General features: G+C 55.4%; 22 protein-coding genes. 11 read left to right on the top strand and 11 right to left on the bottom strand.

What is annotated here, in order from left to right; genetic code table 11:
- Positions 1 to 9 precede the first annotated feature (9 nt).
- Complete coding sequence (gene glyS, locus SynNOUM97013_RS05975; RefSeq protein WP_186481199.1) at positions 10 to 2169, top strand: glycine--tRNA ligase subunit beta; 2160 nt, start codon at positions 10 to 12, stop codon at positions 2167 to 2169.
- A gap of 90 nt (positions 2170 to 2259) precedes the next feature.
- On the opposite strand, the gene chlP is transcribed toward glyS, so the two are convergent.
- Positions 2260 to 3654 carry a geranylgeranyl reductase gene (gene chlP / locus SynNOUM97013_RS05980; protein WP_186481200.1) on the bottom strand — a complete coding sequence of 465 codons (1395 nt, stop codon included), beginning with the start codon at positions 3652 to 3654 and terminating at the stop codon, positions 2260 to 2262.
- Positions 3655 to 3764: 110 nt separating this feature from the next.
- Here chlP and SynNOUM97013_RS05985 point away from each other — a divergent pair, with 110 nt between their 5' ends.
- The 10 genes from SynNOUM97013_RS05985 (at position 3765) to SynNOUM97013_RS06030 (ending at position 13692) form a co-directional block, all read left to right on the top strand.
- A complete protein-coding gene (locus tag SynNOUM97013_RS05985; RefSeq protein ID WP_186481201.1) occupies positions 3765 to 4523 on the top strand; it encodes a D-alanyl-D-alanine carboxypeptidase family protein in 759 nt (252 codons plus the stop codon).
- A 2-nt stretch (positions 4524 to 4525) separates the two neighbouring features.
- On the top strand, positions 4526 to 7081 hold the full coding sequence (locus SynNOUM97013_RS05990) for a U32 family peptidase (RefSeq protein ID WP_255443028.1): 2556 nt from the start codon (positions 4526 to 4528) through the stop codon (positions 7079 to 7081).
- Positions 7082 to 7146: 65 nt separating this feature from the next.
- The gene (gene typA, locus SynNOUM97013_RS05995; RefSeq protein WP_186481203.1) at positions 7147 to 8949 is read left to right on the top strand and encodes a translational GTPase TypA; all 1803 of its coding nucleotides are present in this window, start codon (positions 7147 to 7149) and stop codon (positions 8947 to 8949) included.
- A gap of 32 nt (positions 8950 to 8981) precedes the next feature.
- Entirely contained in the window at positions 8982 to 9305 is a 324-nt protein-coding gene (locus SynNOUM97013_RS06000) for a DUF309 domain-containing protein (RefSeq protein ID WP_370586454.1), read from the top strand.
- A gap of 150 nt (positions 9306 to 9455) precedes the next feature.
- The gene (locus SynNOUM97013_RS06005) at positions 9456 to 9815 is read left to right on the top strand and encodes an LptA/OstA family protein (RefSeq protein WP_255443030.1); all 360 of its coding nucleotides are present in this window, start codon (positions 9456 to 9458) and stop codon (positions 9813 to 9815) included.
- Complete coding sequence (gene lptB / locus SynNOUM97013_RS06010) at positions 9812 to 10540, top strand: LPS export ABC transporter ATP-binding protein (RefSeq protein ID WP_186481205.1); 729 nt, start codon at positions 9812 to 9814, stop codon at positions 10538 to 10540. Before SynNOUM97013_RS06005 ends, lptB begins: the two co-directional genes overlap by 4 nt.
- A 5-nt stretch (positions 10541 to 10545) precedes the next feature.
- Positions 10546 to 11703 carry an LptF/LptG family permease gene (locus tag SynNOUM97013_RS06015; RefSeq protein ID WP_255443031.1) on the top strand — a complete coding sequence of 386 codons (1158 nt, stop codon included), beginning with the start codon at positions 10546 to 10548 and terminating at the stop codon, positions 11701 to 11703.
- 42 nt (positions 11704 to 11745) lie between these two features.
- Positions 11746 to 12714 carry a c-type cytochrome biogenesis protein CcsB gene (gene ccsB / locus SynNOUM97013_RS06020; RefSeq protein WP_370586468.1) on the top strand — a complete coding sequence of 323 codons (969 nt, stop codon included), beginning with the start codon at positions 11746 to 11748 and terminating at the stop codon, positions 12712 to 12714.
- A gap of 111 nt (positions 12715 to 12825) precedes the next feature.
- Positions 12826 to 13209, top strand: a complete 384-nt coding sequence (locus SynNOUM97013_RS06025) for a hypothetical protein (protein WP_186481207.1) — start codon at positions 12826 to 12828, stop codon at positions 13207 to 13209.
- A gap of 189 nt (positions 13210 to 13398) precedes the next feature.
- Positions 13399 to 13692 carry a hypothetical protein gene (locus SynNOUM97013_RS06030; RefSeq protein WP_186481208.1) on the top strand — a complete coding sequence of 98 codons (294 nt, stop codon included), beginning with the start codon at positions 13399 to 13401 and terminating at the stop codon, positions 13690 to 13692.
- 209 nt (positions 13693 to 13901) lie between these two features.
- Here the strand turns inward: SynNOUM97013_RS06030 and SynNOUM97013_RS06035 are convergent, their stop codons facing one another.
- The 10 genes from SynNOUM97013_RS06035 to SynNOUM97013_RS06080 all read right to left on the bottom strand — a co-directional run bounded on the left by SynNOUM97013_RS06035 (position 13902) and on the right by SynNOUM97013_RS06080 (position 21492).
- Positions 13902 to 14096, bottom strand: coding sequence for a hypothetical protein (locus SynNOUM97013_RS06035; RefSeq protein ID WP_186481209.1), 195 nt, complete (start codon positions 14094 to 14096; stop codon positions 13902 to 13904).
- 492 nt (positions 14097 to 14588) lie between these two features.
- The gene (locus SynNOUM97013_RS06040; protein ID WP_255443032.1) at positions 14589 to 14864 is read right to left on the bottom strand and encodes a hypothetical protein; all 276 of its coding nucleotides are present in this window, start codon (positions 14862 to 14864) and stop codon (positions 14589 to 14591) included.
- Between the two features lie 9 nt (positions 14865 to 14873).
- Positions 14874 to 15767: a homoserine O-succinyltransferase gene (locus SynNOUM97013_RS06045; RefSeq protein ID WP_186481210.1), complete on the bottom strand. Its 894-nt coding sequence runs from the start codon at positions 15765 to 15767 to the stop codon at positions 14874 to 14876.
- Between the two features lie 20 nt (positions 15768 to 15787).
- Positions 15788 to 17116, bottom strand: a complete 1329-nt coding sequence (locus tag SynNOUM97013_RS06050; RefSeq protein WP_186481211.1) for an O-acetylhomoserine aminocarboxypropyltransferase/cysteine synthase family protein — start codon at positions 17114 to 17116, stop codon at positions 15788 to 15790.
- Positions 17117 to 17169: 53 nt separating this feature from the next.
- On the bottom strand, positions 17170 to 17847 hold the full coding sequence (locus SynNOUM97013_RS06055) for a hypothetical protein (RefSeq protein WP_186481212.1): 678 nt from the start codon (positions 17845 to 17847) through the stop codon (positions 17170 to 17172).
- 86 nt (positions 17848 to 17933) lie between these two features.
- Positions 17934 to 18923, bottom strand: coding sequence for a lytic transglycosylase domain-containing protein (locus SynNOUM97013_RS06060; RefSeq protein ID WP_255443034.1), 990 nt, complete (start codon positions 18921 to 18923; stop codon positions 17934 to 17936).
- On the bottom strand, positions 18923 to 19417 hold the full coding sequence (locus tag SynNOUM97013_RS06065) for a DOMON-like domain-containing protein (protein ID WP_255443035.1): 495 nt from the start codon (positions 19415 to 19417) through the stop codon (positions 18923 to 18925). Before SynNOUM97013_RS06065 ends, SynNOUM97013_RS06060 begins: the two co-directional genes overlap by 1 nt.
- 214 nt (positions 19418 to 19631) lie before the next feature.
- Positions 19632 to 20003, bottom strand: coding sequence for a hypothetical protein (locus SynNOUM97013_RS06070; RefSeq protein ID WP_186481214.1), 372 nt, complete (start codon positions 20001 to 20003; stop codon positions 19632 to 19634).
- Between the two features lie 46 nt (positions 20004 to 20049).
- A complete protein-coding gene (locus SynNOUM97013_RS06075) occupies positions 20050 to 20283 on the bottom strand; it encodes a hypothetical protein (RefSeq protein WP_186481215.1) in 234 nt (77 codons plus the stop codon).
- Between the two features lie 72 nt (positions 20284 to 20355).
- Positions 20356 to 21492, bottom strand: coding sequence for a phosphotransferase enzyme family protein (locus SynNOUM97013_RS06080; protein WP_186481216.1), 1137 nt, complete (start codon positions 21490 to 21492; stop codon positions 20356 to 20358).
- Between the last annotated feature and the right edge of the window lies 1 nt (position 21493).

Raw genomic sequence — 21493 nt, forward strand, 5'->3', positions numbered from 1 at the left:
GCACGTGGTTTGGCGAACACGTTTCTGCTCGAGATCGGTACCGAGGAACTCCCGGCAGATTTTGTGCGCTCAGCTCTTCAGCAATTGGAGCGACGTGTTCGCACCGATCTGAAGGAGCTGCGGCTCGATCACGGTGCGCTGACGGTCACGGGAACGCCTCGCCGTCTTCTGGTGGAAGTGAGTGATCTGATCGACGCACAGCCGGATCTTGAGGAAGATCGCAAAGGTCCCCCTGTCTCCCAGGCACTGGTGGATGGCCAGCCAGGGCCTGCGGCCATCGGCTTCGCTAAACGCTGTGGGGTCGATCCTCAGGACCTTGAACCCCGTGACACGCCGAAGGGCCCTTGTCTGTTCGCACGCGTCTGCACGCCTGGTCAGGACAGCTCCGCGCTGCTTCAGTCCTGCATCCCCCAATGGATTGATGCGCTGCAGGGCCGGCGATTCATGCGCTGGGGTAGCGGTGAGCAGCGATTCAGTCGCCCTGTGCGTTGGCTTGTCGCCTTGCTGGGTGATGCCGTGGTTCCCGTCACACTGGCGTCCTCTGATCCTGTTGTTCACAGTGGCCGTCGCAGTCGTGGCCATCGTCTGCATCAGGAACTGGATGAGGTTCGTTCAGCGGATGACTTGCGGTCCCAGCTGGCAGCAGCGGGCGTCGTGGTGGATCGTCAGGAGCGTGCCCAAAGCATCCGATCCGCGATCGCCGATCAAGCAGTCGCCTGCGGCGGCGAAGCGGATTGTCCTCAGGGCTTGTTTGAGGAGCTGGTGGATCTGGTCGAATCGCCCCGTGTGCTCAAGGGTGAAATCGCTGACCAATATCTCGATCTCCCCCCAGAAGTGATCGTCACCGTGATGCAGTCGCACCAGCGCTATGTGCCGCTCAAGCGCCCGCAGGCCAGCGCCGATCCGTTGCAGCTTGAGGCGCGCAGTGTGCTGCTGTCCGACTACCTGCTGGTGAGCAACGGGCTGCCGGATGCCTCCGCAACGATCGTGAGTGGCAATCAGCGCGTGCTGGGGGCCCGTCTCGCCGATGCGGAGTTTTTCCTCACAGTGGATCGCAGGCAGCCGAGCGAAGACCGTCGCCAGGCGCTGGATCGTGTCACGTTTGCCGAAGGCCTCGGCAGTCTTCTGAACCGCAGCGAGCGGATCAGTTGGGTGATGAATCAGCTGGTGAAGGCACTCGGCATCGACGAGACCCTTGCCGGCCATGCGCGGCGTGCGGCTCATCTCTGCAAGCACGATCTGGTTAGCCAGATGGTGGGTGAATTTCCTGAACTGCAGGGACTGATGGGTGGGAAGTACCTGCTGGAAGAAGGCGAGCCCCGTGAGGTGGCCCTTGCTGTGGCGGAGCACTACCAACCAGCAGGGGCTGGCGAAGCTCCGCCATCCAGTGATGCCGGAGCCCTGCTGGCACTGGCTGAGCGCTTTGAGCTGCTCCTCAGCATCTTTGCCAAGGGCCAGCGGCCGACGGGATCGTCGGATCCCTACGCGTTGCGTCGTGCTGGCAACGGCATTGTTCAGATTCTCTGGGATCGCAGTTGGCGTTTGCCGCTGCAGACCTTGTTCAGTCAGGCTGCAAGCCACTGGGCAGAACTCTTCCCGGCTTTCAAGGTTGAAGCGGCGTCGCTTGCTGAGGATCTCGGCCAGCTGTTGCGCCAGCGCATGGTGTCCCAGTTTGAGGAGGATGGCTTCCCGATTGATTTGGTGCAGGCCGTCAGCGGGGAGGGCGTCACCAGTGAGCGCTTGCTGCAGGACCCTGTTGATGCACGTGAGCGGCTGCTGCTGCTTCAGCAGCTGCGATCCGATGGTCAACTTCAGGCTGTTCAGGCGGTGGTGCAGCGTGCTTCGCGTCTGGCAGAGAAAGGTGATCTGCTCGCAACGCAATTGACGACCGCTGAGGTGATTGATGCCGGTCTGTTCGATTCCCCCAGCGAAGCGGGTCTGTTGGCTGAACTCGAATCACTCAGCCCCCTGGCTGAAGCCTGTGATTACAGCGGTTTGGCCGCTGGTCTTCAGGCTGCGGCCGTCGCCCTCGAGGCCTTCTTCGATGGTGACAAAAGCGTGATGGTGATGGCGGACGATGCGTCTGTGCGTCGCAATCGTCTGAATCTGCTGGGAGTGTTGAGGAATCAAGCATCGGTGCTGGCGCGTTTCGACAACATCCAGGCCTGACCAAAGCTGAGAGTGACCTTGTTCTCCAATCAAAAACCCCGGCTGGACCGAAGTCAGCCGGGGTTTCGCAGCGAGCTGCTGGAAGCGGATTCAGCTGGTGGTCACCGTGGAGCGCTCTTCACTGCTGGCCGTGGCGTCATTGTCGTTGGATGAATCGCCACTCTGCGCCTGCGCTTTGATCGCTTGAGCGGCTTCCTCTGCAAGGAAGTCACCGTCCGAACGGCCAACGGCCGAGGGCACAGCGTCGTAGTCGGCCGGTGCGAGGGCCTGACCGCGCAGAAGGCTTCCCAGGGTCCGCAGGGTGAGTTTGATCTGCTGCCAGGGATTCATCATCACCACCCGCTTGTAGAGGTAGCTGTCGAACGTCAGTTTCTGGACATCACGGTCATCGCACATTTCCACGAAGGCTTCTCGAGCCGCGTCGTTGCGATAGAAAATCCTCTGGAGAATGTCCAGAACGGCGTAAGTGGCACCGTATTTGCGATCCCAGCGCTTCAAATAGGTGGATTTGATCTCCTTCTCCGTTGGAATCTTGGAGCCGTTGGCTGAGATTTCAACGATCGCTTCGGCACACATGCGGCCACTCTTGGCAGCAAAGTAAATGCCCTCTCCAGAGCTTTTGGTCACATAACCGGCGGCATCACCCACGAGGGCCATGCGGCCGACGACACGACGGGGCCTGGGATGCTCTGGAATCGGGTGGGCTTCGACCTTGATCACTTCGCCCTTGAACAGACGCTTACGCGCCCGTTCACGGATTCCTTTCTGGAGGCCCTTGATCAGGGACTGGTTTTGCTGCATCGTGCCGGTGCCAACGGCCACGTGGTCGAACTTGGGGAAGACCCAGGCATAGAAATCGGGAGAGACGTCCGTACCGACGTACATCTCAGCCAGATCTTCGTAGTAGGTCATCTCTTCGGCAGGAAGCTTGATGCGTTCCTGGAAGGCGATCGCCACGTTGTAGTCACCAGCGTCCATCGCCTTGGCAACACGGGAGTTGGCCCCGTCCGCTCCGATGATCAGATCCACATCAAGGGTCTTCAGCTCACCGGTGGGGCCGCCAGAGCTGTAGTCGGCGTAATGAAGGGTGTAGGGACCCTCACGGTTGGTGCCGGTGTCGATCTTCTGAACGAGACCATTGATGAGGGTGGTGCCGAGGTCTGCAGCACGGTTACGCAAGAAGGCGTCGAACACCTCGCGGCGACACATGCCGATGTAGGCGTCGTTGTCGTAGCCCAGGGGATCAAGTTTGATATCCACCTCTTTATTGGAGGGGGAAATCATCTTCATGTTCCGCACTTTGCGGTCGATGATGGATTCCGGAAGCTCGAACTCCTCGACCATGCACAGGGGGATGGCGCCACCACAGGGTTTGGCGTTGTCCAGCTTGCGCTCAAACAACCAGGTGCTGATCCCAGCTTTGGCCAGAATTTCGGCTGCGCAAGATCCGCTCGGACCTCCACCGATGACGGCAACTCTCAGCATCTCAGCCCACTCCGCTGGATCATTAATTTGAAAGCTACCACTGCTGAGTGCGGTTCTGCTGCCTGATCTGGCGCCCCGCCTTACGATCGAAACAACATTGAATTGATGGTGTGTCGAGGGCTGTCGCCACCCGCAGCAGGAAGCGTGACAACAGCCGCGACGACATTCCTGTTGCTCGCCGCAGTCCATCGTCCCGCCCTCGCAAAAGAAGTGGGATGGGGCTGGGCATCCTGATCGGCTTCGGATTGCTGGCTTCAGCGTCCGTGGCAGCCCTGCTGTTGATCCCCGATCTTCTTCCCTTCCGCCAGTTGCCACCTGTTGTGGAAGGCATCGATGAGCAACCAGGAGTGGATGGACGCTTGCTCGGACATTTCCCTTACGACGAGGCCACCATCGAGCAGCTCGTGCCAGTGGAGGCAGGGATTGAACTGCACCGGGATGCAGCGCGATCGCTTTCAGCCATGACACGTGCGGCGTCCGCCGACGGTGTTGATCTGAGGCTGTTGAGCGGTTATCGCTCCCAAGATCTTCAGAAAAGCATCTTTTTTGATGTGAAGTCTGAGCGCAATCAGACCGCAATGGAACGGGCCAAGGTCTCGGCTCCCCCTGGATATTCCGAACACAGCACCGGTTATGCCGTGGATCTTGGAGACGGCGACGATCCTGCAACCAATCTGTCCGAAAGCTTCGAGCAGACCAGGGCCTTCCGCTGGCTTCAGGATCATGCCGCCAGTTATCACTTCACGCTGTCGTTTCCTGCTGTCAATCCCCAGGGGGTGAGCTACGAGCCTTGGCACTGGCGTTTTGAAGGTTCTGCGGATGCCTTGCGCCTGTTTGAACCAGCCAGGCGTCTTTCCATTGGGGGTTGATCGTGAGCATCCTCCCGGAACTGCTTGCGCCCGCTGGTGATTGGGCAGCCCTCAAAGCCGCTGTGGCTGAGGGTGCCGATGCGGTCTATTTCGGGGTTGAAGCGTTCAACGCACGACTGCGGGCCGAAAACTTCCGTCAGGACGAACTCCCGCAGATCATGCGCTGGCTTCATGCCAGGGGTGTGAAGGGGTTTCTGACCCTCAACGTGCTCATCTTCACTGCCGAACTGCAAGACGCCGCTGAGCTGCTCGACAACGCATGGCGTTCAGGCGTGGATGCCCTCATCGTTCAAGACCTGGGGCTTTGTCTGCTGGCGCAGCAACTGGTCCCTGAGTTGGGTCTGCATGCATCCACCCAGATGTCCATCACCAGCGCTGCAGGTGTGGCTCAGGCCGCCGCTGCCGGTTGCGACCGGGTGGTGATGGCAAGAGAGCTGACCCTCAAGGATCTGGAACGACTTCAGGGACAGCTGCAGAAGCGCCAACTCGCCATGCCTCTGGAGGTGTTTGTGCATGGTGCGTTGTGCGTGGCTTACTCCGGTCAGTGCCTCACCAGTGAATCCCTGGGACAGCGCAGTGCCAATCGTGGTGAGTGTGCACAGGCCTGTCGTCTGCCTTATCAACTGGTGGTTGATGGCATCGAACGCGATCTTGATGATCAGCGTTATCTGCTTTCACCCCAGGATCTGGCGGCCTGGTCGCTGGTCCCAGAGTTGGTGCGGATCGGGATCAGCAGCTTCAAGATCGAGGGACGTCTCAAGGACGCCAAGTATGTGGCGGCTGTCACCGATGTATATCGGCGCTGCCTTGATGGCGCTGTCGTGGATCCTGAGGCGACCGAACAGCAGCTCGAACTTGGTTTCTCACGGGGTCTCAGCACCGGCTGGTTAGAGGGAATCGACCATCCAGCTCTTGTGCATGGTCGTTGGAGCAAAAAGCGCGGGCCGTTGATCGGACACCTCAGTGCTGTTCAGGCGCGGGGTTGGCTGGAGGTGAACACCGATGTCCAGCCGCAGCGCGGACAGGGTCTCGTGCTGGAGGTGTCGGCTGCTGACGATGGTCCCTTTCAACCGCCCCGGGAGGTGGGTGGACGAATCATGGATGTGCAGCCGTCAGGACGTCATCGCTGGAGGCTGAGACTGGGTCCTGGCCGAATCCGTCTGGATGGTCTCCGGCCAGGTGCATCCATTTGGCTTACCAGTGATCCGCAATGGGAGACCACCTGGCAGCGACGCGCAGACCGTGAGACATCACCCAACGACACCCCGCTTGCGCTGAAGGTGCATGGGCGTTGTGGAGAACCACTTTCTCTGGAGCTGGTCTCACCGATACCTCCGGATGGCGTTCCTCTGCAGGTCAGCAGCGATGTCTGCCTTGAGCCGGCCCGGGACCATGGATTGGATCAGAGACGGCTTGACACTCAGCTCGGCCGTTTGGGGGGCACGGGATGGCGGCTCGAGCGGGTCACTGTTGATCTGGATCCGGGCCTGTTTCTGCCGCTGGCGGCGCTCAATCGCTTGCGTCGATCTTTGTTGCAACGCATGGCGGACGTCGGCATCGTGCCCGATCCGACGGTTCAGCCGTCCACCACGCTGGCTGAACTCTCGACGGACAGGCGGGATGCAGTCTTGGCGTCCTGCCTGCCCGGAGTGCCGGATGCGGAGCCTCAGGAGACTTCCGACCTGGTGGTGATGGTGCGCAGCCTGGAGCAACTGAAGGCGCTGCAGACCCTTGATAAGGCCGTGCCGCTGCGCGCTGTTGTGGCTGACTTGGAACAACCACGTGAATTGCGTGAGGCGGTGGCCATCGGCCGGGGCTGCTGGCCCGATGGTCTTTGGCTGACGGGGCCAAAGATGGTGCGTCCTGATGAACGTTGGACCCTTGAACCCCTGCTGCGGGCCTCTCCTGATGGCTTTCTGGTCCGCAATGCTGACCAGCTCGAGCTTTTGAAGGGAGTTGCCCCATGTCGGGGTGATTTCAGCCTCAATGTGGCGAACCCCCTGGCGCTGCGTTGGTTTCTCGAGCACTGGGGACTGGAACGCGTCACCGTCAGTTGCGATCTGAACCTGCAGCAGTTGCTTGATCTCAGCGATGCCTCACCCTGCGATCGCTTGGAGGTCGTGCTGCATCAGCACATGCCGCTGTTTCACATGGAACACTGCCTGTTCTGCGCGTTGCTGTCCGACGGGCATGACCACACCGACTGCGGCAGACCGTGTGAACAGCACACTGTTCACCTGCGCGACCGCAGCGGGGTGGATCATGCGCTCAAGGCCGATCTCGGCTGCCGCAACACCTTGTTCAACGGCACAGCACAGACGGGCGTTGAAGCCCTGCCTGTGATGCAAGGGGCTGGATTGCGTCACTTCCGACTTGATCTTCTTGATGAGGATGCTGATGCCACCCGTCGACGGGTTCGTCTCTACGGAGAGGCGTTGCAAGGTCGCATTCCTTCTGAGGCGGTATGGCGCCAGGAACAGATCGAGCATCGCCTTGGTGTCACGCGCGGCAGTCTTCAGATTGACCGTCCACGCAGCACCGGATCGATCTCACGTTGAGATAGGGTGCATCCGTTGCGCCAATTGGCGCCGTAGAGACTGCCCGCCCCTTTTTACCGACACTCATGAGCGCCCAGCAAAAGGCGATTCGCAACATCGCGATCATCGCCCACGTTGACCATGGCAAGACGACCCTGGTCGACTCGTTGCTGGCTCAATCAGGCATCTTTCGTGACAACGAAGCGGTGCCCACTTGCGTCATGGACTCCAACGATTTGGAGCGTGAGCGTGGAATCACCATTCTGTCCAAAAACACCGCTGTCACCTACAACGACACGCGGATCAACATCGTTGACACCCCTGGCCACGCTGATTTCGGTGGTGAGGTCGAGCGTGTGCTCGGCATGGTGGATGGCTGTCTGCTGATTGTTGATGCCAATGAGGGGCCTATGCCCCAGACCCGCTTCGTGCTGAAGAAGGCCCTGGAGCAGGGCCTGCGCCCGATCGTGTTCGTGAACAAAATCGACCGGGCGCGGGTGGATCCTGAAACTGCCGTCGACAAGGTTTTGGATCTCTTCCTTGAGCTGGGCGCTGACGACGATCAGTGTGATTTCCCTTACCTATTCGGCAGTGGCCTGGGTGGTTTCGCCAAGCCCGACATGAAGACGGACAGCGACAACATGCGTCCGCTGTTCGATGCGATTCTGCGCCATGTTCCGCCCCCGGTTGGCGACGCAGACAAGCCCCTGCAACTTCAGATCACCACCCTTGATTATTCCGATTTCCTCGGTCGGATCATCATCGGCCGTGTTCACAACGGTGTGATCAAGCAGGGGCAAAGCGCCTCATTGATCAAAGATGATGGCAGCGTCAAAAAAGGTCGAATCAGCAAACTTCTCGGTTTTGAGGGTTTACAGCGGGTCGAAATTGAGCAGGCATCCGCAGGTGATCTGGTGGCTGTCGCAGGCTTTGACGATGTCAACATCGGCGAAACCATTGCTTGTCCGGACGAGCCCAAGGCTCTGCCTCTGATCAAGGTGGACGAACCCACTCTGCAAATGACCTTCGTGGTCAATGACTCACCTTTTGCAGGCAAGGAAGGCAAATTCGTCACCAGCCGCCAAGTGCGTGATCGCCTGCAACGGGAGCTGCTCACCAACGTGGCCCTGCGTGTGGAAGACACGGATTCGCCGGATCGCTTTGCTGTGAGCGGTCGTGGGGAGCTTCACCTCGGCATTCTCATCGAAACCATGCGTCGTGAGGGTTACGAGTTCCAGGTGTCCCAGCCTCAGGTGATCTACCGCACCATTGACGGCACTCCTTGTGAGCCCGTTGAAACGCTCGTGATGGATGTGCCGGAAGCGGCCGTCGGCAGCTGTATCGAAAAGCTTGGAACCCGCAAAGCTGAGATGCAGAACATGGAAACAAGCGCGGACGGTCGGACGCAGCTGGAATTCGTTGTGCCCTCACGCGGGCTGATCGGTTTCCGCGGCGAGTTCATTCGCGCCACGCGCGGTGAAGGAATCATGAGCCATTCCTTTTTCGAATACCGTCCGATGTTGGGTGAATTTGAGACCCGTCGGAATGGTGTGCTGATCGCTTTCGAAGAAGGCACGGCCACGTTCTATGCCCTGAAGAATGCCGAAGATCGCGGTCAGTTCTTCATCTCTCCCGGCACCAAGGTTTACAAGGGCATGATCATCGGCGAATACAACCGCCCGCAGGATCTGGAAATCAACGTCTGCAAGACCAAGCAGCTCACCAACATGCGTTCCGCCGGTGCGGAAGAACTCGACACACTTCAGGCTCCTGTTCAGATGACGCTCGAGCGAGCACTGGAGTACATCGGCCCTGGCGAGATGCTCGAGGTCACTCCTGAATCCATCCGTCTGCGCAAGCTGCCGGCTAAGAAAATGGCCAAGCGTTGAGCCTGGTTGACGACCCTCGTTTCCCTCAAGCCTTGGAGTTATTCAACTCCGGGGCTTGGTACGAAGCGCATGATGCCTTTGAGGAGTTGTGGCACGAACAGATGGATCCGGAGCGAAAGTTGCTCCAAGCCATTGTTCAGATTGCTGTCGCTCACGTGCATTTAGAGCGAGGCAACACGCGCGGATGCACCATCCTTCTGGGTGAAGGCCTCGGTCGTCTTCAACCCTCGTTGCCGGTCGCACTTGGTCTTGACTTGACGACGCTTCACACCGTTGTTTCAGATCGCTTGTCGGCACTGCAATCCGGTCAGGACCCGGAGGTTTTTCCGCCACCCCGCTTGCTCCCCGCGAACTGATTCCGTGGGACGATGCATCCACGTTTGATCATTTGGTCCACGGTCGTGTCTCATTTGTTTCCACGATCTATGGCCATGCTTCATCGGTGCGCAGCTCTGATCGCTGGATTGTCATTTTCCTTGGCAGCGGCGACCAGCGCTCAGGAGCTCATGGCTCCCCAAAGTGATGCTCCCGCCGATGACGGGTTGATCACCATCGAATCCGACAGTCAGAGTGCCGACAATGTCACTGGAGTGGTGACGGCCACTGGCAATGTTCGCATCGTTTATCCGACGCGTGGCATGGTAGCTACGTCAAGGCAAGCCCAATATTTCAGTCGAGAAGGACGATTGGTGCTCAGTGGTGATGTGGATGTTGTCCAGAACGATGGCAATTCCATCAGCGCTGAGCGGGTGACTTATGACCTGAATGATGAGCGGGCGTTGGCCATGCCCAGCATTGGTGGTCAGGTGCGTTCAACCATGATGATTCGCCCTGACAACACGGCGAGGACTCCTCTCACACCATGAGTCTTAGTTTGAATCGTGTGTCGCTCACTTTGGGTGGGCGCCCGCTGGTGAAAGATCTGACACTCACCCTGGAACCAGGTGAGGTGATCGGTCTGCTTGGACCTAACGGTGCGGGCAAGACCACCAGTTTCAATCTGGTGATTGGTTTACTCAAGCCTGATCAAGGCGAAGTGTTGATGGATGGTCATCCGGTGGCCAGCTTGTCGATGCCACAACGGGCTCGTCTTGGCATTGGCTATCTCCCGCAGGAGCCGAGTGTGTTTCGCCAGCTCACAGTGCAAGAAAACCTTGAGTTGGTGTTAGCGCAGAGTGGCCTTGCCCGTGCACAAACGCGAGAACGACTGCATCAGTTAATCGATGATTTTCATCTTGAGCCGTTTCTGAATCGTCGTGGTTTTCAGCTCTCAGGTGGTGAGCGGCGTCGCTGTGAAGTGGCCCGTGCCTTGGCAGTGGGTCTTGAAGGGCCGCGGTACCTACTGCTCGATGAACCGTTTGCGGGTGTTGATCCCCTCGCTGTGGCTGACCTTCAGCAACTCATTCATGCGCTGAGGCAACGTGGCATGGGAATTCTGATCACGGATCACAACGTCAGAGAAACCCTTGCCATCACAGACCGGGCCTATATCCTCACCGACGGCAGCATTTTGGCGTCGGGACTTTCTGAAGAAGTGGCTTCGGATCCTTTGGTCCGACGTCACTACCTGGGCGAGGGGTTTCAACTGTGATGGACATGTGGTTGCAACAGATTCGTGCCTGGATGCGACGGATTCCGCTGCTTGATCGCTGGTTACTCGGTGAACTGATCGGGCCGCTTCTCTTCGCTGTTGCGGCGTTCACGGTGGTGTCACTTTCTTTGGGGGTGATGTTTGAGCTGGTCCGCAAAATCGTGGAGTCGGGCCTGCCGGTTTTGATTGCCATTCAGGTGCTTCTGCAGCGCTTGCCCAGTTTTCTGGTCATCTCATTCCCGATGGCAACGCTGATGGCCACATTGCTTGCTTACAGCCGTCTTTCTGCCAACAGTGAGTTGACTGCCTTGCGCAGCGTTGGTGTGACGGCAACACGCATGATCGCTCCTGCGTTGGTGCTGGCCGTGCTGATGACCAGTCTCACCTTTGTTTTCAATGACGTGGTGGTTCCTCGGGCTAATCGTGCCGCCGAAGTCACGTTGCGCAGAGCTCTGGGTAAGGCCGTTGCAACCGAAAAGGGCGACAACATTGTCTATTCACGTTTCGGCAGGGTCGAACAACCCGATGGTTCCACGAGCAAGGGATTGGTTCAATTGTTTTATGCCCGTCAGTTTCGTGATGGGACGATGAATGGTGTGACTGTCCTCGATTTTTCTCGTCCTGGATTTACCCAGATGCTGGTGTCCAAGAGTGCGCAATGGAGCAAGCAAGATGCCAAATGGGAATTCCTCAATGGCCAGATTCTTACTCTGACTCCTTCGGGCAGCACCACTTCAGCTGATTTCGACCGCTATCTCTATCCACTCAGTGCAGCGCCGATTCGCATCGCCAAGCTTCCGAAAGATGCCAATGACATGACTGTTGCAGAGGCTTTGCAGGCCGAAGAGTTGTTGCGACAGGCTGGTGATATCAAGGAAGCTCGGCGTCTGCAGGTGCGGATTCAAGAGAAGTTCACGTTGCCGACTGCGTGTTTGGTGTTCGCCTTGATTGGGGCGAGCCTTGGTGCCAAACCCAACAACCGCACCAGCCGTAGCCAGGGATTCGGCATCAGTGTTGTTTTGATTCTTGTGTACTACGTGTTGAGCTTCAGCTTCAGTTCCCTTGGCGTGAAGGGCACCCTTCCACCACTGCTGGCCGCCTGGTCGCCTGTGCTGATTTCGCTTGCGGGTGGAGGATTCCTACTGCGGCAAGCCAGTCGATGACGCAACCCTGCAGAATTGGTGTCATCTTCTATCGCAGCCCTGGTGTCTGATTTGGGATTCACCGGTCTTGAAGCGTTCGTCTCCGAGCCTGTGCTTTTGCTGGGTTTGCTTGCGTTTGGATTGCTTCTGACGGCTCTCCCATGGAGTTTTTGGGCGCTGTCCAATGGTCAAAGTTCAAGCGGAGTGCGTTCGTTGATCGCCCTCTCGAATCTGCTTCTGACTGCGCAGCTGGTGTTGCGTTGGTGGCAGTCAGGTCATTTCCCGATCAGCAACCTCTATGAGTCGCTTTGCTTTCTTGCCTGGGCCTGCACGTTGACGCAGTTATTGGTGGAGCGGAACTGGCCGTCTCCTCTGGTCGCGGCTTCAGCGACACCGATGGGGTTGGGTTGCATCGCTTTTGCCAGCTTTGCCTTGCCTGACCAACTTCAGCAAGCGTCTCCTTTAGTGCCTGCGCTGCGCAGCAGCTGGTTGGTGATGCATGTGAGCGTGATCATGGTCAGCTACGCCGCTTTGATGATTGGTTCACTTTTGTCTGTGGCCGTGTTGCTGACTGATCGAAGTGATGCGCTTGAACTGCGCAGCAGCTCGATTGGTTCCGGTGCTTTCCGTCGTTCGTCTCTTCTCGCCACTGACGGCGGTGTTGCGATTCAATCCTCCGAGTCGCTTGAATTGTCTTCGGTTGCCTTCAGCCGTACAGAGCAGCTCGATAGCCTCAGTTACCGCACAATCACCGTTGGTTTTCTGCTGCTTACCGTCGGGATCATTAGTGGAGCCGTTTGGGCTAATGAAGCCTGGGGTAGCTGGTGGAGCTGGGATCCAAAGGAAACCTGGGCTTTGATCTGCTGGCTTGTTTATGCCGCTTATCTTCATACGCGTCTGAGTCGTGGTTGGCAAGGACGGCGCCCAGCGTTAGTGGCTTCAGCAGGTCTTGTCGTGATTGTTGTCTGCTATATCGGAGTCAATCTTCTTGGCATTGGTTTGCACAGCTATGGTTGGTTCTTCGATAGCTAGTTCTTTTGCTATGAGCCTTTTTTAGAATCTCTCTCTTCACTGAAAACTCGAAAATTTCTCCGGTGAATATCTTGGTGATTGCTGTATTACAGATCGATTTCATTGGGTTTGATGGGTAAAGCACGATTTCGCGGTTTATACCTTCAAAACACGGGTCACCCACTGTGTTTTTCGTTTGTTACTTATACACCTCAAACTCGAGAGCAGATGGTTGCCTGTGGGGATTTGGGTCAAGATGAGGAGTACTTCAATCCTGTTATTTTTGATTTCCTCCTATTTGTTTCAGAAGGGATACTGGGATGGTCCTATGCTGATCTTTTCCCCATTGGATATGATGATGTCAAAATTGTTGCTTCGCGGATAAGAGGGGCTGGCATACAGCATGAATATCTGATTGGCATTAAACAGGATTGTTGGAATGAATCGATGGATTCCGCGTTGAGTCATTTGCGGATTGTGATGTCAGACGCGTCCTGGAAGGGAAGCCCGATCTAACATCTTAAGTGAATCAGTCGCGTCGACTCTGGTTTTCATCACAGTTCCAGTTCCTGTCATCTGTCTTTAATGTTATAATGTCGAATTTTTTGCTACATATATACGATGATTGTCTATTCACGATTTAGTTATATAGTATCATTTAATGGGTGCTGAAATGATGGGATTAAATACTTAGATGATGCCAGATTGATTAATCTGGCATCGACCTCATTAGAGAAGAAACAGGAAGATCACGATAAACGAGGATCCGATGAGAAAAAACTTATCTGGACCGTTATCAATATCGAAAGGCTCGTAGGGTTCAGGAATCATGAAAAGCTGTTGATCAAGGTTCAATCTAGTCAATCGCTGAACGGTTCTGTGGTCGAGAGAGTGATCTTTGCCTTAACTCCTTTGCCTATAGAGAAGGGTTTTGAGTTCACCAGCTTTTGTCAGAGCTCCTCACGTCAGGCTATGGGATTACAAGATGATGTTTCCTGATCAATCTATATTCATCAGTCGTTTGACGATATGACGATGCCTTGTCAGCTTGGGGATCTAAGTGTTAAGGGTCTTGTGTCCGACTGTCTCTCATTGAGGCTTTTTGCTTGAAAAATTGATTCTGTATAACAATGATTTTTGCTTTTATTGATCAACGGACGCCAGCTTTGATTACGCAAGGTCTCATTTTGATTGAATTGCTGATCTGACTATCGAAATCCGAAATTGGTCTCGGCCTTGTTGTGTAATCGAACACGTTCTTCGGCCATGGCATCCAGCAAGAGAGAAACGTACCTGTCATCCGCGCCGATCTCTTGTTTCAAACTTTCCAAGAGCGCGTTGATGGATTGAACAGCTTCAGGAATTTGCTTTGAAAGATGCTCTTTTGTTGGTTTGTATTTCACGTCAAAAAAATAATAAGTCTGAATTTATCTCGTGACTCGCTTTGGTTCTGTCTCAGGGCTGACGTTTTGCAGTGCCAGGGGCCATCGTCGCCTTGTCCGCTTTCTGCGATTGTTCGGTTTCTGTTTGCGTGTGTCTGAGGCCTGTGGCTGGAGTTTGTGGCTTGATGATGGCGTCAAGAGTGCTGATCAGCTTTGCTTGCTTTGGTCGTGATGGTCACTCTTTTGCATTTTTTTATTTTTTGAGCTGATTCTGCGACAGTATCACGAAAAAACTAGGCTATTTTAAAGGGCCATTTTCGATTTTGATGTCACCCGCCGACCTGTCGTCTTTGAAGTGGGAGGCCGATGGTGAGATGTCAGCTCAGGATACGTTTGCTCTTGTTCGCCGGCTCGCCAAGGTTGAGCAACAGGATAATGCATCGTCTCTGTTGCACTTGTCTTCAAAGCACAGTCACTCGAAGCGAAAGATCAAGCCTGAATGAGTTTTTAGTATCAACGACCGAACTCATTCTTTGTTTTTTGCTCAAAGCCACGTTCTCCATCGCATCTGAGCTGCAGTCTGAGCTTTTGGTACTGAAGGATGGCTTTTTCTCGTTCCAGATGAGGAAAAAGCTCCATGGCTTCAGATTCATTCAAAGGCTCCAGGAGCCAATCTTCTGTTGCTTCAGGTGCGACTGCTTTGGCTGAGCGTTCCCATTGTGGCTTAATCGGAAGCCATTTGATCATGGATCTCCTCCATTGATCCAGAAGCTGGAGGGGATGAATCATGTTTGGGCTTCAGGCTTGAAAGCTCACACGTTGATAGCAGAACCAAAGCCACTGTTGAAATAACAAATTGCGATGGGATCTCCATAACGTTTGGGGATGATCTGCGTCAAAGTTTTCTGGTGGTGGCACGTCACCACGCGCTTTATCCCGTTCCATTTCGGCCACAATTCTGCCGACGGTGTACTCGGGGTGTCCGAGATGCATGAGTTGCCGTTGATCCGGGGTCTCAAAGATGGTGTACCCAACCGATTCGCCATGGGCCAGTAATCGCAGTCTTCCCTGTCGTTGCGCTGCTTCCATAGCTGCGTCGGGTAAGGCTGCATGTCGACTCTGTGGACACAGAAACTCATCGTTCTGAGTCCCCATCAGTGAATGGCCTGGGACCAAACTTCGCATCGGAAATACGCCAAACAATTTTTTCTCAAGAGCAACCTTGTTGACTCCTGCCAGGTAGGCCATAGCGAAACCTGCCCAACAGAGGCCGAGTGTGCTGGCACACATGTCTTTGGCCTCGTTGATCAGTTTGACAAGTTCCGGCCAGTAGCGAACCTCTTCAAAATCGAGGTGCTCAACAGGGGCGCCTGTAATGATTAAACCATCCAGAGGCCGTTCTGCATTGGCCTCTTCCCAGCTCATATAGAGTTCATTGAGGTGGGATTGGTCCCAGCTTTTGTAGGCATGAGACTTCAGACGAATCCAAATTGGTTCAATCTGAAGCACAGACAACCCAAGCGGATGCAGCAAATTAAATTCGTATTGTTTGCCCAAAGGCATGATATTGAGAATTCCAATTCGTAATGGTCTTATGTCTTGCCTCTCCGCTTGCTCTGGTTTGATCCAGGAGATTCGGTTTCTTTCGACAGCGGTGATCTTGTGGTAATTCGGTGGCAGGATCAGTGCCATTAAGTTCAACCTCCCTTTCTTTAGCTTCCAGACGACAAAGCCTGATCAAAATCAGCTTTGATGTCATCGATGTGTTCGAGTCCGACAGAAACTCTGACCATGGTTGGTGTGACCCCTGCAGAGGCTTGCTCGTCCTCACTTAACTGTTGATGCGTTGTTGATGCAGGATGAATCACCAGTGTTTTTGCGTCGCCCACATTGGCCAAGTGGCTTGCCAATTTGAGGCTATCGATGAAGCGAACGGCGTCATCGTAACCACCTTTCAATGAGAACATCAACATGCAACCCATCCCACGTCCAGTCAGATATTTTTTAGCTGCTGAGTGATACGGATCACCCGAGAGGCCTGGATAGCTCACGTGGCTCACCATTGAGTGATTGTTCAACCAGCTCGCAAGTTCCATCGCATTTTGAGCGTGACGCTCGACACGGAGGCTCAGTGTTTCGAGACCCTGCAGCAACAAGAAGCTATTGAATGGGCTCACGGCAGGACCCCAATCGCGAAGTCCTTCGACGCGAGCTCTCAATGCGAAGGCAATGTTTCGATCATCAGGCAAACCAAGCATTTTGCAGATATCACTGCCAAAACCAAACGCATCCCAGTGCACTAGCCCGTGGTATGCAGCACTGGGTTGACTCATCAATGGAAACTTTCCGTTCCCCCAGTTGAAGGTTCCAGCATCAACAATGACCCCGCCAAGGCTGGTTCCGTGGCCTCCAATCCATTTTGTGGCGCTTTCCACGACAACGTCAGCGCCGTGCTCGATTGGACGCAATAAGGCTCCGCATGCACCAAGTGTGTTGTCGACGATCAAGGGAATCCCGTGCTTTTTGGCTAAGGCCGACAATCCCTCAAAATCAGGGATGTTGAAGCGTGGATTTCCCATCGCTTCGACGTAAATCGCTTTTGTTCCTTCATCAATTTGTTTCGCAAAGCTTTCGACGTCATCGCCGTCGGCGAATTTCACGTTGATGCCCAATCGTGGGAATTGAACCTTGAATTGGTTGTAGGTTCCTCCATACAGATATGAGGTGGAGACAAAGTTGTCACCAGCCTGCATGCAGTTGGTAATGGCCAGGAACTGGGCCGATTGACCAGATGCTGTTGCCAAGGCAGCGACACCACCCTCCAAAGCTGCTACACGCTTTTCGAAGACATCCGTCGTCGGATTCATCAAGCGTGTGTAGATGTTGCCGAATTCCTTCAGTCCGAAAAGGTTGGCACCGTGCTCAGCGTCGTTGAAGACATAAGAGCTGGTTTGGTAAATCGGAACCGCTCTCGCGTTGGTGGTTGGATCAGGCACCTGACCGGCATGGAGCTGCAGAGTCTCGAAGCGCTGATCTGTCACGGCGTTGGAGAGCGAGTTGTCTTCGTTCTAGCGTTCAGTTGACCAAGTCGGCTTCAAACAGCATCGGGTTCAGGCTTTTCGCTGTCAGCGAGCGACGGCAGCGTTTGACGCAGCAGGGGCGTCAGCTGAGTGCGAACCTCGTTTCGAAAGGATTCAGCGGTGGCTCCAACCAACACGGGATAGGGCTGCTCTCCACTGTCCTCAACGAGGTGCCGCCATTTGCTGTTCTCCTTCTCCTTCAACGTGATCAGTGCTGACTGGAAGTCGTAGCGACTTGCATGCATCTGATCAGCAGGCAAGGCCGCAGCCTGAGCTGTCATCTGGGTCCGGAAGCTATCGAAGGCCTTCGCCTTCAAGGTGTCAGGCAAGCCAAGCACGGGTTCGTAATAATCGAGAAGTCGTAGTTCCTCCTCGAGCAAAATCGGCCAAGCCCCTCGGTCTCCTTCATTCAGCGTCATGGCAGCCTCGGCTTCCGTCATCGCATCCAGGTGGAAGCGCAGCCAGCGGTAATAGGACTTTTCCTGAGTGCTTTTCTTGGTCGCTGCTTTTCCTGTGACCAACGCTGGTAGTGCTGCCTCGGCCTTCCGCAGAAACAGGCGGTCTTCCCGCTCAAGATTCATGGCACCCCAGCGCTGCCGGTAGTCCCAGAGTTCCGCGTAGCGATTCACATCCTCGGCAGACCAGCCGAGACCAGCCAGTTCATCGGCACGATGGGTGAGTTCCTTAGCCACGCAGCTTGATCAGTCCTGTATTCAGAAGCGTAGATGGCAGAGGCTTGAGCAATGCTTCGTGGATGGCCGGTCCAATGAAATGGTCGTTACCGGTTCGGTGGAGCACTGTGAGGGTGCTGTTCGAGATAGGTCTCGACCGGCATTGGACGGTCACTGGCGTAGCCCTCATTGAGCCAAAGATCACCGGCTGACGAGGCGTAATGAATTTGCCATTGATGCAGGCTGCGATACCTGAGGGGGTTCTGCTTGAGCAGAGCGGAATAGTGGAGAACGGCCTTGCCGTAATGATCGCTGTTGTTGTAGCCCCACAATCCTTTGCGGATGTCGTCGAGTCCCCCTCTGCGGACGAGGTAGCGCGCTGCTGCATGGATGGAGTCCCAAGGATCGCGAATGTCCCCTCCTTGGCCGATTCCTGGCTCTGCCCAGGTGGTGGGAAGGAACTGCATGGGGCCCTGGGCATTGGCCACTGAAACTCCGTCGATGCGCCCCATCCCTGTTTCCACCAGATTCACAGCTGCCAGAACTTCCCAGTCAATGCCTGTGGCTGTTGATGCGCTGCGGTAAGCCTTGAGCAGGTCTTCCGCGGGTGCCGGAGCTTGGATTCTCCAGGCCGGAAGCAGGCTCGATGCTGGTCCTCGATGCATGGCCAGAAATTCTCGACGGGCGGCGACGTGGTGATCAAAGACCCAGTGCCATTGAGGGGCGAGTTGATTTCGCACCGCCTCACTCAAGCTGGGGTCGCGCGACAGCACCCGATAAATCACCTGTTGCTGATGTGCAAGCTCCTCAACCTTCTCGGATGGGATTTCGGGGTTGATGGCAGCCGATTCAACAACCGCGATCAGCTCGGCGATCTGCACGGGGTGCGACGGAACCGTTGGGTACTGCCGGCCATTGGGCGCAAAGGGCAGTTCGTCTCGCGTTGGTAACTCAGCAGCCACGTCCATGGTCTGCGTGCCTGCATCACGCTGACCATGGGTGTTCAAGGTCTGGCATGACACGGTGAGTGGTGCGAGCAACAGGGGCATTCCCACCAGAACAGGCATCCAGTTTTTGCTTAGTGGCTTCAGATCCATCACCACTGCAAAAAGCTCCTGCGATCGTGAAAGTCTGGTTTGTCCCCGGGGTGTTGCAGTGCCCAATAACTCAGCGCACCTGTGCTTGTTTCCAAAACAGCTGTGATGGCTAACTCCGGAAGCCGAGGTTCCGTCCACCAAGGTGCCAAGTTCAGTGTGATGCCGCAGCAACACTCCCGATCATTTTGTTTCCAGGTCGTTGTCGGGGTGACAGCTTCAGGCTCTTCCCTTCCACCGCTGCGATATGCATCGAAGTGATAGAGATTCCAGTGGCCTGAAGGCGCCACATTCAGCTCCCAGTACTGCTCAGAGTCTGGTCTGGCGAAAAAAGCTTCAAAGCAGGTGTGCTTCCAGAGATTGTCTTGCCTCTCTTCGCTTAATTCGCTCCCTGGCGAGGCTTTCAGGTTTTTGAGGGCATTGCTCTCGTGATTGGCCTGAAGGTTGAACGTCAGTTCCAGCAATCCTGTCTCCAGCCAAAGCACCTCGGCAACCATTCGCAGCGAAGGCTGTGGATCCGACTCAAATGGATGAAGCCTGCAGACCTGCCTCACCATCACGGGGTGTCTACCCATTGTTCAAGATCCCTGCTGTGAACGTGCTGGTCCGCATCAATGTCCTGTTTGGACTGGGGTGGTTATGGGCGGGTGGACCCCTCTTTACATAAGCACCTTCGGTTGTGGTTGTCTGCTGGTGCTGCAGCCGTACTGATCAAATCGCAAGCTTTGTCTTGCCTTGCTTGAGTTGCCCTGGTTCATTTGTTGATGCAGGACTTGGTTTTGATGGATGGAGACAGCGGTGAAGTCCTTGTCTTTTCAGTGCGATGAATGAATGATGAAAGACATCTGACAGTGTGTTTTCTGCCAGACTCCAAAATTCATCAGCGGACCTTATTTGATGACTGCCCTCGATCCTTACTTCTTTCTTGAGTGGTTGTCTGCCTGGTTGGTGCTCAATTGGGGTGCGCATTTGGCTTTGAGACAGAATGCTGAAGAACCTGGGCGGGTTCGGCAATCCTGGCCTCGTTTGGCTGAGCAGTTCCCATACATTCTCCACGCCGCTGTGATCGGCTGGCTGATCCAATGGAGCTGGCAGTTGATTCCTCCGATTGGATAGGGATTGTCAAGAATCAATGGTTGTGGTCATGGCCGCTGTGGTCATCGTTGCCGACGTTGTCTTCCTCGCAGGGGAGCCAGATTCCTTCCCATTCATACGCACCTTCACAGCCAAGCTCCTGAGCTTTGGTTAAAGCTTCTGCCTTGGTGGCATATCCGAAGTCATCCTCTGCAGCCACTGACGATGCCGACAACAGTCCAACAACGGTGACGCTGGCGCCCATCAGCAGATGGATGAGAGGTGTCATGGGATGTCTGCGCTCTAAACAATTGAAAGCAGCTGTAGCTGTTGTGCTGGTGACCCTTTGCTTTGACGCGGTTTAACGCTGTCGTGACAGCTCACTGACCAGAGTCTGAATGGCCGGCCACTGCGCTTCGATTGATTCAGTTAAGGCGAACTGAACCCGCGCGCGATCCAAGTTCTGGTTAGCTCGTTCCGTTCGGAAATAGCGATCGCCATTGAGGTGATCCGTGAGAAAACGCAGGCCGAGTTCAAGAGGGATCAGGCGAATGCAGTCGGGCAGATAGTGGAAATCTTCCGATGTGAGAAAGGAACGCCCGATGCTGAGATACCCCTCAAGTATCGCTCGGCACAGCTGGAGATCAAACGACACCTGATCGAGCGTCAGTGTTTCCTCTCCGAGTCGGTTGCAACCGGAACGCAGGCAGTCACCAATGTCGTAGTGCACAAGCCCAGGCTTCACAGTGTCGAGATCGATCAGGCCGACTGCTTGACCGCTGTCTTCATCGATCATCACGTTATTGATCTTGGGATCTCCGTGAATCGGTCGACGATGAAGCGCCCCTAATTCGCAGGCCTTTTCGAGCACATCAAGGCCCTCTCTCCGTGCGTTTACAAAATCGACAGCTGCGTTCAGGTGATCGTCAGTGCCGGGGGTCGCGTTTGCCAAGACTGCATCAAACTCAGCCAGATAGGCGGGCGTGACATGGAAGTTTTCCAGGGTGTCTGCCAATTCCTTGGTTGGCAGATCACTGATCAAGTGATGGAACATTCCCAAGCCGTAACCCAGTTCACGGGCCTGGGTGGCGTTTTCAATCACATCGCTTGTGGTGGCTGCTCCGATGTAGCTGATTGACCTCCAGAATTCGCCTTGATGTTCCACCCAATGTCCATCGTCATCCAGGGTGGGTAACACTTTCGGGACTTCCCAGCGCCTGCCTGTGAGTTCGGGAGGTTGAGCGGCGAGTTTTTGCTCGACGTGATCGCCCAAACGGAGAAGATTGCGCATCACCAGTTCTGGTTGTTCAAACACCTCTGTGTTCAGGCGTTGCATGACAAAGGCCTGGCGAGTGGCACTGTCGGCAAGCGTCACCAAAAACGTGTCATTCACATTGCCGGATCCCAGCTGCTGGATCCCGGCAATTTGTTCAGGCGGATGAAAAAGCCCAGCAATGGTCTGCAGGATCGAAGCGGAACCTGAAGCGGGTGCAGACACG

This window comes from Synechococcus sp. NOUM97013 (assembly GCF_014279815.1).
Lineage (GTDB): Bacteria > Cyanobacteriota > Cyanobacteriia > PCC-6307 > Cyanobiaceae > Synechococcus_C.